The 15,874-nt window shown below is 36.3% G+C and carries 13 protein-coding genes; 4 read left to right on the plus strand and 9 right to left on the minus strand.

Annotated features, from left to right (window positions below; all coding sequences use genetic code 11):
* Window positions 1-196 precede the first annotated feature (196 nt).
* The 4 genes from pheT (at window position 197) to CGC47_RS03325 (ending at window position 7,408) form a co-directional block, all read left to right on the plus strand.
* Window positions 197-2,626, plus strand: coding sequence for a phenylalanine--tRNA ligase subunit beta (gene pheT / locus CGC47_RS03310; protein ID WP_042001732.1), 2,430 nt, complete (start codon window positions 197-199; stop codon window positions 2,624-2,626).
* Between the two features lie 121 nt (window positions 2,627-2,747).
* The gene (locus CGC47_RS03315) at window positions 2,748-2,969 is read left to right on the plus strand and encodes a DUF2795 domain-containing protein (RefSeq protein ID WP_013997663.1); all 222 of its coding nucleotides are present in this window, start codon (window positions 2,748-2,750) and stop codon (window positions 2,967-2,969) included.
* Between the two features lie 215 nt (window positions 2,970-3,184).
* Complete coding sequence (gene secA / locus CGC47_RS03320; protein ID WP_095899982.1) at window positions 3,185-6,544, plus strand: preprotein translocase subunit SecA; 3,360 nt, start codon at window positions 3,185-3,187, stop codon at window positions 6,542-6,544.
* 3 nt (window positions 6,545-6,547) lie between these two features.
* Window positions 6,548-7,408: a glycosyltransferase gene (locus CGC47_RS03325; protein WP_042001735.1), complete on the plus strand. Its 861-nt coding sequence runs from the start codon at window positions 6,548-6,550 to the stop codon at window positions 7,406-7,408.
* On the opposite strand, the gene mgtE is transcribed toward CGC47_RS03325, so the two are convergent.
* From mgtE to CGC47_RS03370, 9 genes are all read right to left on the minus strand, one after another.
* Window positions 7,405-8,760 (minus strand): magnesium transporter, encoded by a 1,356-nt coding sequence (gene mgtE, locus CGC47_RS03330; protein WP_013997666.1) that lies wholly within the window; start codon window positions 8,758-8,760, stop codon window positions 7,405-7,407. The two genes, CGC47_RS03325 and mgtE, sit on opposite strands and share 4 nt — an antisense overlap.
* A 427-nt stretch (window positions 8,761-9,187) precedes the next feature.
* Window positions 9,188-9,859 carry a hypothetical protein gene (locus CGC47_RS03335; protein WP_042001738.1) on the minus strand — a complete coding sequence of 224 codons (672 nt, stop codon included), beginning with the start codon at window positions 9,857-9,859 and terminating at the stop codon, window positions 9,188-9,190.
* 564 nt (window positions 9,860-10,423) lie between these two features.
* Window positions 10,424-11,191, minus strand: a complete 768-nt coding sequence (gene rsmA / locus CGC47_RS03340) for a 16S rRNA (adenine(1518)-N(6)/adenine(1519)-N(6))-dimethyltransferase RsmA (protein ID WP_095899983.1) — start codon at window positions 11,189-11,191, stop codon at window positions 10,424-10,426.
* 34 nt (window positions 11,192-11,225) lie between these two features.
* Window positions 11,226-11,528, minus strand: coding sequence for a DUF4286 family protein (locus CGC47_RS03345; RefSeq protein ID WP_042001741.1), 303 nt, complete (start codon window positions 11,526-11,528; stop codon window positions 11,226-11,228).
* 156 nt (window positions 11,529-11,684) lie between these two features.
* A complete protein-coding gene (locus CGC47_RS03350; protein WP_013997671.1) occupies window positions 11,685-12,242 on the minus strand; it encodes an RNA polymerase sigma factor in 558 nt (185 codons plus the stop codon).
* A gap of 12 nt (window positions 12,243-12,254) precedes the next feature.
* Window positions 12,255-12,443: a hypothetical protein gene (locus CGC47_RS03355; protein ID WP_042001744.1), complete on the minus strand. Its 189-nt coding sequence runs from the start codon at window positions 12,441-12,443 to the stop codon at window positions 12,255-12,257.
* A 155-nt stretch (window positions 12,444-12,598) separates the two neighbouring features.
* Window positions 12,599-13,321, minus strand: a complete 723-nt coding sequence (bshB1, locus tag CGC47_RS03360) for a bacillithiol biosynthesis deacetylase BshB1 (protein WP_042001747.1) — start codon at window positions 13,319-13,321, stop codon at window positions 12,599-12,601.
* A 165-nt stretch (window positions 13,322-13,486) separates the two neighbouring features.
* Complete coding sequence (locus CGC47_RS03365) at window positions 13,487-14,032, minus strand: glutathione peroxidase (RefSeq protein ID WP_042001749.1); 546 nt, start codon at window positions 14,030-14,032, stop codon at window positions 13,487-13,489.
* A 15-nt stretch (window positions 14,033-14,047) separates the two neighbouring features.
* Entirely contained in the window at window positions 14,048-15,838 is a 1,791-nt protein-coding gene (locus CGC47_RS03370) for a DUF4091 domain-containing protein (RefSeq protein ID WP_052456179.1), read from the minus strand.
* Window positions 15,839-15,874 lie beyond the last annotated feature (36 nt).

Here is a 15,874-nt window from a genome sequence, read left to right on the forward strand (position 1 = left end):
GATTTGATTCATATTTCAGTGCCCAGTTTTAGCGTTTATCAAAAAACGGAAGAATGGGATGGGATGATTTTTAGAGAGCATAACGGTTTGTGGTTTTTGTAAAAATCGTATCTTTGCCTGATTTTAAAGTAAAAAAGATTTTATTTTACTCTCACTAACAACTTTAAATCAATTACTTAAATTTTAAAAATAATTTATGAAGATTTCATACAATTGGGTTAAGAGTTTTATCAAAACGGATTGGAGTTCGGAACAAACAGCGGCTTTATTGACCGATTTAGGACTTGAAGTAGAAGGCATTGAAACCTTTGAAAGTGTCAAAGGCGGACTTAAAGGCGTAGTCGTAGGGCACGTTTTACAATGTGAGCAACACCCAAATGCCGACCGATTGAAAGTAACGAAAGTAGATATTGGGGAAGGCAACGTACTACAAATTGTTTGTGGCGCTCCTAATGTGGCACAAGGGCAAAAAGTGCCTGTAGCAACCATCGGTACAATATTATATGATGAAAACGGAAATCCTTTTGAAATTAAAAAAGGTAAAATCCGAGGCGAGGAAAGTTATGGTATGATTTGTGCCGAAGATGAGCTTGGGCTCGGTAAAGGTCACGAAGGTATTTTGGTTTTAGATGATAAATACGAGCCTGGAACACCTTGTAGTGAAGTCTTTGAAGTAGAAACCGATGAGGTTTTTGAAATAGGGCTAACCCCTAATCGAGCCGATGCAATGAGCCATTACGGAGTGGCGCGTGATTTAAGGGCAGGAATGCTCCAAAAAGGAATTTCTTTGCAGATGATAACGCCTTCAGTAACTAAGTTTCACGTGGATAATCGTCTGGTAAAACTTGATGTAGAAGTTATTGATAAAGAATTAGCACCACGTTACGCTGGAGTTACAATTAGTGGGGTTAAAGTCACGGAATCTCCAATGTGGTTACAAAACAGACTGAAAGCCATTGGTGTAAATCCTAAAAACAATGTGGTAGATGCAACCAATTACGTACTACATCAGTTGGGGCAACCGCTACACGCCTTTGATGCCGACCAAATATGTGGGAAAAAAGTAGTGGTTAAAAAAGCAGAAGCAGGAGCTAAATTTACCACTTTAGATGGTGTCGAGCGAACATTAGATGCTGAAGATTTAATGATTTACGATGCCGATAAGCCTTTGTGCATAGCTGGAGTTTTAGGCGGAATGCACTCTGCAGTAAGTGAGCGTACTAAAAATATATTCTTGGAGAGTGCTTATTTTAACCCTGTTAGCGTTCGCAAAAGTGCGAAAAGACACGGATTAAGTACCGATGCTTCTTTCCGTTTTGAGCGAGGTATCAATATCGCTGATGTTAAGTATGCACTAATGCACACTGCTTTACTAATTCAGAAAGTAGCTGGTGGTGAAATTTCGTCCGACATTGTGGACTTATATCCCAAAAAACAAGAAGAGTTTCAAGTATTTTTGACCTTTGAAAAAGTAAATAAGCTGATAGGGCAAGTCATTCCAAGTGATGATATTAAAGGAATTTTACATTCATTAGATATTAAAATCAATTCCGTAACAGAGCGCGGATTAGGGCTTTTAGTACCTTCTTATCGCGTAGATGTACAAAGAGAGGTTGATGTAATAGAGGAGATTTTACGTGTGTATGGTTACAATAATGTGGAATTTTCCAATAAGATTAACGCATCAATGTCGCACTCTTCCAAATACGATGACCATAATGTACAGAATGTAGTAGGAGCACAACTTATCGGACAAGGTTTTTATGAGATTATGACTAACAGTTTGGTGCCTGAAAAATTCATTTCACAATACGAAACTGATGCACAAGCAGCCGTTAAAATTCTAAATCCACTTAGCAATGACTTGAGTTTTATGCGTCGTAATTTGCTTTTCTCTGGCTTAGAATCAGTAGCTTATAATTTGAATAGAAGACATAACGATTTAAAATTCTTTGAGTTTGGAAAAACTTATGCAAAATCGGATAAAGATTACTTGGAAAATAAACACTTGATGATTTATCTCTCTGGAAATAAAACCGACGAACATTGGGGAGAAGCTCAACAAAAATCTGATTTTTTCCAACTAAAAGGAGTAGTAAACGCTATTTTTGAGCGATTGAATTTGAAAAATGTAACTGAACTTCCCATAGCACCTATTTCTGTTTGTCAAGAAGGTTTACAGTTAGTGTTTCAAGATCAAGTCATAGGTGTGATTGGAGTAGTTAAATCCAAGATACTTAAGGATTTCGGCATCAAGCAAGAAGTGCTTTTTGCCGATTTGAATTGGAGTGAATTGTTGAACCAAATTAAGGAACAAAAAATAGTTTACAAGGAAATTTCAAAATTTCCAGGAGTGCGACGTGATTTGGCTTTGCTTGTTGATGAAGATGTACTATTCAAAGCAATTTATGATTTAGCATTTGCAACCGAAAAATCTATTTTGAAAAATGTGAGTTTGTTTGACGTTTATCAAGGGAACAAACTTCCGCAAGGGAAGAAAAGTTATGCGGTAAGTTTTTCGTTACAAGATGACAATAAAACATTAACAGACAAGCAAATTGATAAAACGATGCAAAAGATACAGCAACAACTTCAGGAGAAGTTAGGGGCTGTTCTACGAGATTAAATGCTTGAAATACATAAATTCTCACCATTATAGTAGTAGGTTTACGAATTTATAAGTTTAAAAATTTGGATATTTCAAATTAAAATATATTTTTGCACAAATTTTTAAAATCTATCAAATTATGTATTGGACATTAGAATTAGCATCTTATTTGAGCGATGCTCCTTGGCCGGCTACAAAAGATGAGTTGATTGACTATGCTATCCGTACAGGTGCCCCTTTAGAGGTAGTTGAAAACCTACAATCTCTTGAAGATGAAGGTGATATGTATGAATCAATAGAAGAGATTTGGCCTGATTATCCTTCTGAAGAAGATTACCTTTGGAATGAAGACGAATATTAATTCTGTGTAGTCACAACAGCATTTTGGAAACAAAAACGTGAGATTTTTTATAATCTCTGACAAAATTAATCCAAATAATAAAAAAATAGAGCCCTTTTTGTAAAGGGCTTTTTAATTTTCTGTATATTTGGCAGTTCAAAAAATATTGGTACGTTTATTGCGTTTCAAGGCAAATAGAAAATCAAAGATTATAAAATTCAGAAGTAAAGAAAATTATGAGTATTGTTAATTCATTAATTAAAATTTTTGTTGGAGATAAAGCAAAAAAAGATATTAAAGCTATAGAGCCTATCGTGGCAAAAATCAAAACTTATGCCGCTGATTTAGAGAAAGTTTCTAATGATGAGCTACGCGCAAAAACCATTGAGTTTAAGCAACGTATTGGACAGGCAAGAGCCAAATGGGACGAAAAAATAGCCGATTTACAACAACAAGCTGATCAAACTGAAGATATCGACAAAAAGGAAGATTTCTATACAGAAATTGACAAACTCAATGTTGAAGCATATGAAGTTTCAGAAAAAACACTTAATGAGTTGCTTGCTGAGGCTTTTGCCGTGATGAAAGAAACAGCGCGCCGATTTTCTCAAAATGAGACTATTGAGGTTACCGCAACTCCTTTTGACCGAGAGCTTTCTGCTACAAAAACTTATGTTTCTTTACAAGATGATAAAGCGATTTGGAAAAACTCTTGGGATGCCGCAGGTAAGGCTGTCACTTGGGATATGGTGCATTATGACGTGCAACTTATAGGTGGTATTGCCTTACATCAGGGTAAAATTGCTGAGATGCAAACAGGGGAAGGAAAAACTTTGGTGGCTACTTTACCCGTATATGTTAATGCTCTTACCGGAAAAGGAGTGCATTTGGTTACTGTAAACGATTATTTAGCACGTCGTGATAGTGCCTGGATGGGACCTCTGTTTGAGTTTCACGGCTTGAGAGTAGATTGTATTGATAATCACAGACCTAATTCTGAAGAACGTCGCAAAGCTTACGAAGCTGACATTACCTACGGAACGAATAATGAGTTCGGTTTCGATTATTTACGTGACAATATGGCGCATACTTCAGCCGATTTAGTACAGCGCTCCCATAATTTTGCCATTGTCGATGAGGTCGATTCCGTTCTAATTGACGATGCACGAACTCCACTAATCATTTCAGGACCTACCCCAAAAGGCGAACTCCACGAGTTTGATGCTCTCAAACCTGTTGTTGCCGATTTGGTCACCAAACAACGTACGTATTTAACTGGAGTTCTTGCCGAGGCTAAAAAACTAATTGCAGAAGGTAATGTAAAAGACGGAGGATTTTTACTACTCCGAGTATATAGAGGATTACCTAAAAATAAGGCACTTATCAAATTCTTAAGTGAAGAAGGAGTGAAGCAAATTCTGCAAAAAACGGAAAACTTCTATATGCAAGACAATAACAGAGAGATGCCAAAAGTAGATGAGGAACTTTACTTTGTTATTGACGAAAAAAACAATCAAATAGAACTTACTGATAAAGGTTTCAGAGATATTTCTTTTGGAGGAGATAAAAATTTCTTTGTATTGCCCGATATCGGTATTGAAATTGCTAATATTGAAAAACAAGGGCTTCCTATTGAAGAAGAAGCAAATCTAAAAGATAAACTTTTCCAAGATTTTAATGTCAAAAGCGAACGTATTCATACTTTGAATCAGCTACTTAAGGCATATATTTTGTTTGAGAAAGATGTAGAGTATGTAGTTATCGACAACAAAGTACTCATCGTTGATGAACAAACTGGACGTATTATGGACGGACGTCGCTATTCCGACGGATTGCATCAAGCCATTGAAGCTAAGGAAAATGTTAAAATCGAAGCAGCAACCCAAACCTATGCCACTATCACGTTACAGAATTATTTCCGTATGTACAATAAATTGGCGGGAATGACTGGTACGGCGATTACCGAAGCAGGTGAGTTTTGGGAAATCTACAAATTGGATGTAATGGAAATTCCAACCAATCGTCCGATTGCCAGAAAAGACCAAAACGATTTAATCTACAAGACAAAACGCGAAAAATATAACGCAGTAATTGATGAGGTAACCAGACTTTCTGAGCAAGGACGACCAGTACTTATCGGTACTACTTCCGTAGAGGTTTCCGAATTGTTAAGCCGAATGCTTACAATGCGTAAAATACCCCATAATGTGCTTAACGCAAAATTGCATAAAAAAGAAGCTGACATTGTGGCAGAAGCAGGAAAATCAGGAGTGGTTACCATAGCAACCAATATGGCAGGTAGGGGTACCGACATTAAGCTTACCGAAGCAGTTAAAAATGCAGGTGGTTTAGCAATTATCGGAACCGAACGCCACGATTCTCGTCGTGTAGACAGACAGTTGCGTGGACGTTCAGGACGACAAGGTGACCCTGGAAGTTCCCTCTTCTACGTATCTCTTGAAGACAACTTAATGCGACTTTTCGGTTCCGACAGAATTGCTCGTATGATGGATCGTTTAGGACACAAAGAAGGTGATGTAATTCAGCATTCTATGATGACTAAACACATTGAAAGGGCTCAGAAGAAGGTAGAAGAAAACAGTTTTGGCGTACGTAAACGTTTGCTTGAGTATGACGACGTGATGAATGCACAACGTGAGGTGATTTACAAGCGCCGCCGAAATGCCTTGGAAGGTAAGCGCCTTAAAGTAGATTTAGCCAATATGATTTTTGATACTTGCGAAGTAATTCTTCAAAGTAACAAACCTGCCAACGATTATCGTAATTTTGAGTTCGAGGTTATCAAATATTTTTCTTTAAAAACACAAATTACGGAAGGAGAATTTGCTAAAAAATCAGTAAACGAGCTAGTTTCTATCTTGTACTACGAAATTTTGAAGCACTACCAAAACAAAACCGAACGAAGCGCAGCAACGGCTTTTCCTGTGATTAAATCGGTGTACGAAAACCCATCAAATCATTATGAGCGCATTGTGGTTCCGTTTACTGACGGGCAAAAAACACTCAATATCGTTACTGATTTGAAAGAAGCCTACGAATCTCAAGGCAAAAAATTAATCAATGACTTTGAAAAGAATATTACTTTAGCCATCATTGATGAAGAATGGAAGACTCACCTTCGTAAAATGGACGAACTCAAACAATCCGTTCAATTAGCAGTACACGAACAAAAAGACCCGTTACTGATTTACAAGTTTGAGGCTTTCCAATTGTTCAAATCGATGATTGAAAGAGTGAATAAGGAGATTGTTTCCTTCTTGTTTAAGGGGGAATTGCCTACTCAGAATCCTGAAACCTTGCAAGAGGCTCACGTTCCGCGCCAAGTGAAGGAAAATTATCAAACTTCCAAAGAGGAAGTGCTTAATTCCGAAGAAATGGCAGAGCGTCACCGACAAGCAGGGCAAATGCCTAAGCGTCCGCAAGTAACAGAAACCATTGTTCGCGAACAACCTAAAATAGGGCGAAATGAACGTGTGACCATTCAAAACATCCTTAGCGGAGAAATTAAGGAACTCAAATTTAAACAAGCACTTCCTTTACTAGAACGAGGAGAGTGGGTAGTAAAAACAAAATAACCGATGATATATTTCGGTATCGTTATACCAGCTCATAATGAGGCACAGACCATCGAAGCAACACTCAACTCGCTTTTAGAACAAAGTTACAAAAGCTTTCAAATCATTGTAGTAGATGACCATTCTACTGACAACACTTCGCTTATACTAGAGCGTTTAGCTAAAAATCACTCCTGCATTCGGGTTGTTCGTAACGAAAACGGAACAACCCATTTGCCAGGAGCTAAAGTGGTAAAAGCTTTTAACGTAGGACTTCCATTTGTAACACCTAACGCTAATGTAATTTGCAAGTTTGATGCTGATTTAATATTCCCTTCAAATTATTTAGAGCAAGTAGCTCATTATTTTACCCAATTCCCTAATATAGGAATGTGTGGCGGAGTTTGTTATATACAACACGTTAATGATTGGGTGCTTGAGGATTTGACGAATCTTGATCACCTACGCGGACCTATTAAAGCCTATCGTAAAACTTGTTTTGAGGCTATTGGAGGGCTTAAAGAAGCTATGGGATGGGATACCGCTGACGAACTTTTGGCTCGTTTCTATGGTTGGGAAGTCAAAATTGATCCTAAATTGCACGTCAAACATCTTCGACCTACTGGTGCCGGATATAGCCGAGAAGCTCGGTATCTGCAAGGAAGCGTTTTCTACCGATTACGCTATGGTTTTTTACTTTCTTTGCTTGCTTCTGCCAAATTAGCTTATAAAAAGCATCAGTTTTCGCTATTTTTTGATTATATCATAGGATATTTCAAAGCGAAAAAGGCACTCCCCTATTTAGTTACAGCCGAGCAAGGCAAATGGATACGAGCATATCGCCGAAAAGCAATACTTCGTAAGTTTTTTCCTTTCTTAGGTTAAAAACCTAAAATAATCTTCGCGATAGAAAAGTAAATCAGGATACCCAATACGTCGTTACTTGTGGTAATAAACGGACCTGTGGCAACAGCAGGGTCAATCCCTCGCTTGTGTAGGAAGATAGGAATAAAAGTTCCGATAACTGCTGCGTTAATTATCACAGTTACTAAGGCAACAGCTACAGTCAGGCTGATAAGATAGCTAGTCTGGAAGGCAAAATGGCTAACCAGAATCACCACTGTGGCAATAGCTAATCCATTTATCAAACCCAAAAGAAATTCTTTAAATAACCTACCCCATATTTCGCCGTCAATAGAATCGTTAGCAAGTCCCTGTACTACAATTGCTGATGACTGTACACCAACATTTCCCGCAGTAGCTTGAATGAGCGGTATGAAGATTAAAAGCACCGGAAAGCGTTCCATAGCTCCTTGAAACCCATTGATAATACTTGCTGCCCCTAATCCTCCGAACATTCCGATAAGCAGCCAAGGCAGTCGGGCTTTGGTGAGCTTCCAAATGCTATCGTCAGCCTCTACGTCGTGGGTGATACCTGCCGCTAACTGATAATCTTTCTCTGCTTCCTCTTTGATAACGTCCACCACGTCGTCGATAGTGATACGTCCGACCAATCGTTTCATCTCATCGACTACCGGAATAGCCTCTAAGTCGTATTTTGCCATTATTCGGGCTACATCTTCCGCCGTGTCGGTAACGTAAACGTAATCTACCTTTGGTATATAGATGTCTTTGATATTTGAACGGGTTGATGTGGTTAATAAATCCTTCAGTGAAAGCCTTCCTTTTAGCACATCGTTATCGTCAACCACGTAAATGGAGTGTACTCGCTTTACAAACTCGGCTTGTTCGCGCATTTCTTTTACGCATTTGAGCACATTCCAATTTTCATTGACTCTTACCAACTCTTTAGCCATCAATCCCCCTGCGGTATCTTCGTCGTACCGAAGCAACTCGACGATGTCCTTCGCGTGTTCGACATCTTCGATGTATGAAATTACCTCTGTCTTCCGATTTTCGGGAAGTTCCGAGATGATATCCGCCGCATCGTCCGTATCAAGCTCAATTAACTCATCCGCAATCTCCTTTGCGGACATATTTTCGAGTATCTTGTCCCTAAAATCTTCATCTAACTCTGTGATAACGTCCGATGTCTTTTCCGTATCGAGCAATCGTATGATATAAATAGCGTCCTTGATATCCAATTCGTGGATAATCTCGGCAATATCCGCGTAGTGCATATCATTTAAAAGCGTCTCCAATTCCTTGTTACGCTTCTCGGTGATAAGCAGTTCGATTTGCTCAATAAGTTCGTCCGTTAGTTTAAATGTTGACATAGAGTACCTTTATTATAATGATGATTTTTGAGTTTTTACATCCCCCTAACTCCCTTAAAAGGGGGAATTATTGAGAGGATTTGTATGGTTTTTGTATTTTGTGTCTAACCTTTAGTAAAATATTTCTACTAATATTTTATTTTTTGGATTGTCAGGCTGAGCGAAGTCGAAGCCTTGTGCTTTTTTGGGCTTCGACTTCGCTCAGCCTGACAGAAAGGGTGTTTTTTATTTTAATTCTTTTTCTAACATCCCCCTAACCCCCTTAAAATGGGGAATTTTGTTCCTTGAAACTTGGATTTTGTTACTTGTAACTTAAATTTCACTTCCTGAAACTTGACTTATGCTACTAAACATCCCCCCCACCCCCCTTAAAAGGGGGAATTTTATTCCTTAAAATTTGGATTTTGTAACTTTATTCCTTACTTCTTTATACTTTATCCTTTACATTAACTTGTTTACTCTGAACACGTGCCAAAATTTTTGAAATGGTATATTCACTTTTCTTATAGCTGTCTTTATAGATGATTTTACCTGCTTCGGCAATTTCACTGATGTACTTATAAAGGTTTTTGTAGATAGGTTTTCTTTCGTTGCTTATCTTTTTTCCTTCGTTCATCAGTTTGTTTTGCTCGGTATTTAAGTTTTCTAAAGAAGTCACCAGCGGAAGTATCTTATCCAAGAAGTTCTCTGGCATATCTTCGAGCTTATTTGATACACTTGTTAGATAAGGAAGAGCATCACGCAGTGTTTTTATGGGAGTTTCTACGTTTCTTGCCTTTAGTTGATTTACGGTTTCTTGCAACATTGATACATCAACGTTTGCTCTCTTAGCATATTTCTTTAGTAATAAAACAATATCGCTGAGTTCTTTTGATGTTTCATACAGCTTCTTAGTAGCTTCTTTTTGTTTCATTTTTAGTTCGGTTGCTGAAACTGAATTTTTAGCCAACTCGATAGCTTGTTTGAATTTTTCCAAATAAGAATCATTCATTGTTTTAAATACATTTGAGAAATCGGATAAATCTCTCTCGAAACTTACAGAAATAAAGTCTGCTACTGCCGTGTAATGTTCCTGCTTAAAAGTCATTTGTTTTGCCATAGCTTTTACTTTTTAGGTTTATAAAATATTTTTTTATTAAGAGAAGAAAAAATCTGCCGTAAATATATGTTTTTAAAATAAATAAAACAAATTTTTTGATAAAAATATTTTAATTATTCTTGATAATTGCTATAATTGTACGCTGTGGTTCTTTTTTTGAGTTTTCTTGTATTGTTTTTTATATTCTGTATGTTGTTTTGTATTTTTCTGTATTTATTTTCAGTTTTCGGATATTGATTTGTGTTTTCTTATATTTGTTTTTAATTTCCAGATATTGATTTCTGTATTCCGTATATTGTTTTATGGTTTTCTGTATTTATTTTCAATTTTCGGATATTGATTTTTATTTTTCTCTATTCTTTTCTATTATTTCTTGTTCTTTTTTACTTAGTTTTTACAACTTTATCCTTTAACCTTTATACTTTATCCTTACTTCTTGTCTCTTTTTACTTGGTTCTTGCAACTTTATCCTTTACTCTTTATACTTTTTTCTCACTCCTTGTTCCTTTTTACTTGGTTCTTGTAACTTTATCCTTTAATCTTTACAATTTATCCTTGCTCCCTTTAATAAATCAGATTTGTAATATATTGAAATTCCTGCCACGAGAGTTGTTCGGGACGTTTATTAAAGATTTTATTCTGTTTGACTTCTTCGTTAGAAAGAAATTGTTTTAAGCTGTTACGAAGCGTTTTTCGTCTTTGGTTGAACGCTGTTTTTACCACGTGAAAGAACTTTTTTTCGTCGCAGTCGAGATGATAATTTGCCTTCCGCTGTAGTCGAAGTACTCCACTTTTGACCTTAGGTGGCGGATTGAACACATTTTCTGACACAGTGAATAGGTATTCTGCTTCATAGAAGGCTTGAGTTAGTACAGACAGAATGCCGTATGTTTTACTTCCTGGCTTTTCGCAGATACGTTCTGCCACTTCTTTTTGAAACATTCCACTAAATTCAGGAATATAGTCGCGTAATTCGAGTGTTCTGAATATAATTTGCGAAGAAATGTTGTAAGGAAAGTTACCTATCACGGCAAAAGGCTCACTTCGGAAGTATGAAAGGATATCGAACTTCAAAAAATCATCACTAATGATATTATTTTGTAGAGTAGGGAAGTTTTTTTGTAAATAACTCACCGATTCTTTGTCGATTTCGATAACGTGTACTTCGGTATCTTTCTTTAAAAGGAATTGTGTGAGCACACCCATTCCGGGACCTATCTCCAACACCTTACTATATCCCGAAAGAGAGAGTGTATCGGCAATTTTTTGAGCGATATTGAGGTCTTTTAGGAAATGTTGTCCCAAATGTTTTTTAGCTTTTACTACTTCCATCGTGATTTGTTTTTTTTGTTTAGTGCTTCCTTATTTATAATTCGATTTCTTTAAGTTCCGTCCCGAACATTAGTACTTTGTCTGAAAATTTTCTAAAACATTCTGCTTGTAGCTTAGGGATATCTTCTTGTATGAAACTCATCAAATTCTGCGGACTACTTGTCTGATGATGAATAGCATAAGTATGCTCTTGTTCTAAATTTAAAATTTTAAAAACACGTATTTCATCGATTTGTCCTTTATTTTTTATACTTAAAGCATATTCATTTTTGAGCCAATCGAGCCATTGTTTTTGCACTTCGATACTCACCACCGAAGTTAGGTTATAAATGTACATATCTACTAAGTTTAGAGACAAAAATATGAAATAAATAAACAAAAAAATGTTAGTGAAATAAAAAGTTGAAGCCCTTTGCGAATGCAATTTCTAAAGGCAAATATTCACTTTTACCCCTTTAATTGGTTTAAAATGCAAAGTAATTCGAAGAAAATATCACGAATTGCGAATAATTTCCGCAAGCATCTTTTTAGCTCTGAGTAAAACCACTTTTACATTACTAAGCGTATTTGCCGTAATTTCAGCTATTTCTTTATACGATTTTTCTTGTAAATACCTGAGTTGTATTATAGTACGATAAGGCTCTTTAAGTTGTTTGATACAAATAAGTAACCGGTGAAGATTTTGCTCTATAATGAGTCTATCTTCAACGGTTGGTGTTTCATCAGCAATGGTTATCACCTCATTCTCCTCAGGACGAAAAGTGTGTAGTAAACTTCTCTTTCGGTCTCGAATCATATCAACGTGAACGTTTTTGGAAATCGCTATGAGCCACGTTTTGAAAGCGAACTCTTCGTTGTATGTATTGATTTTATCAAAAGCCTTCGCAAATGTTTGAATAACAACATCTTCTACATCATTTTCGTCTCCGATACGCTTTTGCTGAAAGTTGTAAACATCTGTCCAAAATTCATCAAGTAAGTAGCTGAAAGCCTTCTGATTGCCTTCTTTTGCTTCCTTAATTTTTTTGGATAATATTTCCTGATTGTTCAAAATTTTCTGACTTTATTTCTTACAATCTTGCTCATCAGGCATTTTCCCGCAGAAACCGCAAGGTTCGCCCGTTTTATTCAAGTGTGGACTTTGACTAGCGCAAGTTCCTGCAAACTTTCCGTCTTTTTTAGCCCAAATTTTAATGGCAATTCCTATAAAACACAAAGCCAAAATTCCGATGGTTAATAGTGCTAATTTCATTTTTAATTAAAATTTTGAAAATCAAATGATTATATTTGTTTTGTAATTCATTTCATATTCTGTCTTCTCTCCTTGATAAAAAGAAGAAAAATACGAGCTATCAAACTCGTTTTCAAGTTATTTTAAAAAAGAATTTTCTACTGATTTTTAGAAAATTACTTCAAATCATAAAGTGAATTTACAGCCACGACACGCTCTACCGTAAATCCCTCTGCAAAATCCACGCCAATTAATCGACCCAAGTCTCTCGCTCGATAAGTTACACTATCCAGAAAGTTTTTGTCAGAAATTGGAGTGTTCGGCTCGTTACTATTTGCATCGTAAAACTGGGTTTTATACGCCAAAACCGAAGCGAGTTTTTTATCCATAAATTCGGAAATATCCACCACAAAATCAGGTTGAATATTTTTCCATTGGATATAGTGATAAACAACTTTGGGTCGCCACGCTTGTTGCTTCTCTCCGTTTAATTCAGTTTCAATTTTTCGAAGTCCGCTTAGAAAACACGCATCACTGACCAATTTACTTCCTTTTGCGTGGTCGATATGGCGGTCGTCAATAGTGTTACAAAGCACAATATCAGGACGATACTTTCTGATTACTTTAATAATTTCCAACTGATGAGCCTTATCATTTACAAAAAATCCGTCAGCAAATTTTAGGTTTTCACGAACTTCAACACCCAAGATTTTGGCTCCTTCTCGAGCTTCTTCTTTTCGGGTTTCTGCAGTACCCCGCGTACCTAATTCGCCTTGTGTCAGGTCAATAATTCCTACTTTTTTGCCCAAAGCCACCTCTTTGGCAATCGTTCCCGAACAACCTAATTCTACATCATCAGGGTGAGCTCCAAAGGCTAAAATATCTAATTTTAAACTCATATCATTTTTGTTGTGTTATGAAAAGTATGATGATAATTTTTAGTGTCAGGCTCGGCAAAGTTGCGAAAACGAGTATGTTAATGAAGCTTCATAAACTAAGGCTTCGACTTCGCTCAGCCTGACAAAAATTACTTATTTTTTTGTATATAATTTTGAATCAATTCTTTACTTTTCAATCCAATCAATAATTTCTTTATCTTGAGGTGAAGTTTTTGGAGCGATTATTTTTTCCAATTTTCCGTCTGCTCCGATAAGATATTTTTGAAAATTCCATTGTATCTCAGAATCTTCAAATCCGTTTAATTTTTTAGAAGTCAAGAATTTATATAAAGGATGTGTATCTTCTCCCTTTACAGAAATTTTTTCCATCATTGGAAAACTAACACCATAGTTAATTTTACAAAATTCTGCAATTTCATTGTTGCTACCAGGCTCTTGCGATTTAAAATTATTAGCAGGAAATCCAATGATAATAAAGTCGTTATCTTTATATTTTTGATATAAAGCCTCCAATCCTTCGTACTGAGGAGTTAGTCCACACTTCGAGGCGGTGTTTACAATCATTACCTTTTTACCTTTCAATTGAGAAAGAGCAAAATCATCTCCGTATATATCTTTTACAACAAATTGATATATAGTGTTTTGTGTTTTTTGTTGTGCATTTGAAAATCCGAATATGCACAAAGCCAATATTGCAACTAATTTATTCATATTTATTTTATTGATTTATAATGAGTTAATAACTTCTCTTGCTTTTTTTGTAACTTCCGATGCAGGATTTTGAGGTAAAGTGTTTTCATCGAAAAGTTGCAAAACATTCTCTATTTTTTTGAGTGCTTCAGTGTTCTGTTTTTGATGAAATTCCTCACGTAAAATATTTACCTTTTCATAAAATTGGATACCTTCTATCATTCGTTCGAAACGTATAGAACTTCTTCCCATTGGATAAACCAGATAAGTATCTCCTGCCGCCCAAGCCCTAAAACGGCTATCTAATAAAGGTTCTGACGTCCAGCTATTTAATGCCCAACGCAAATATCCGTCCAGATTATCTTTAGCGGCATACCACGCTAACCATTCACTTTCAGCGGGTTTGCTAAAAGTAAAAGTATTTGGGTAAGGTTCTGTACAACAAGTATAATAGGTGGTTACTTTGCCCTGTTGTTGCCTTTTTTCGAGGACTTTTTGTTCGTATTTGGTGCTTAATGGAACGCAATAATCATCGAGGTAAGGCTCTAACTCCTGATGCCAATCACCTGCCAGAGATATTTTGAAATTAGGGTCAGCGTTCTTGATGATTTTCAATACTTTATGCATTACTTCTTTGGGGCGTTCGTCCATTGAAATGTACGTTTTTTCAAACCAACCTTTTGTTTTCAGATGTTTCGCAAAGGCAGTGAGCATTGCTGTCCACATTGTTTCATATTCAGGCTCTCCTGGTTGTGTTTTAATGACTTGTAACTGATTTGTCGCTTGGTCGAAGTATTGAAATGACAATTTCCAAGGAACCATCGAATAACAATTGATTTGCTTGGTTATTCCCATTTCGTGCATAAATTCAATCCATTTGTCAAATACTGCAAAATCAAAGTGCCACGAGCCATCTAACTTCTTCATCCACATCACCATAGAATTGAAAGAATCTTGTGTTTGTCCGCCCCAAGGTTCGTACATTATGGAAGCCGTTATGGATTTTCCACCTGCATCGGCATATAGTTTCATTTCTCTTTTTAGATGTTTGAAATGAGCTTCTGACCAAGGTGTTACACCAAAATAACGAGCCACAGCATACGGATTTTGCCATAAATCCAAATGAAATTTCCAATCTTTCGGTTGTGGTAAAGTACGTTGTAAAACCTGAACTTCAAAAGGTAATTTTTTAAGAATTTTTGTTCTGTTTTTCAGAGTGACAAAACCTTTATAATTACCTGCCTTTGTATTTTGAGGTATTTGCATTTTTAGCCAAATACCACGAGATGAGTATTTTGCAATTTCTATTTTTTTTGTGTGATGATCAAGAACATCAGCGACGAGGGTAGAATCAAAATCAGTGGGTTTACGATATCCGCAACCTCCTTTACCATCTTTGTTGAGTTCGTCGGTCATTACATAACGCACAAAAGCCGTTTGAAAATGCTCTTTTCCAATTTTGTATTTACCGCTTTTTAAATCTGAAACCTCTACGGATATTTCAATATCTTTATCTGCATTTGAAATACCTATTTGAGCAGAAATACGTTCTCCTTTCCAAGCTTTTAGGTGTTTGGTTGTTTCCAGATGAAGAATAGGTTCCTCTTTTTTATAACGAATGTCTGTTGAACCCCAGCCTATATGGATTCCTTTTATTGAACTCCAATTTTGCAAATTAGCTGTCACAGGATTAGGCAATTCCATATATTTTTCAGTAGGAAGTGTCTCTTGCTTAGTCTTTAAACCTAAATCTGTGATTTCTTGAGGCGTTTGAGCTAAAGCAAAGAATGTAACCAAAAATAACAATAGTAAACTTTTAATTTTCATCGTGTTTTACAAAAATTATATTTTCAAACAAATCAT

The organism is Capnocytophaga canimorsus, assembly GCF_002302565.1.
In the GTDB taxonomy this organism is placed as follows: Bacteria; Bacteroidota; Bacteroidia; order Flavobacteriales; family Flavobacteriaceae; genus Capnocytophaga; species Capnocytophaga canimorsus.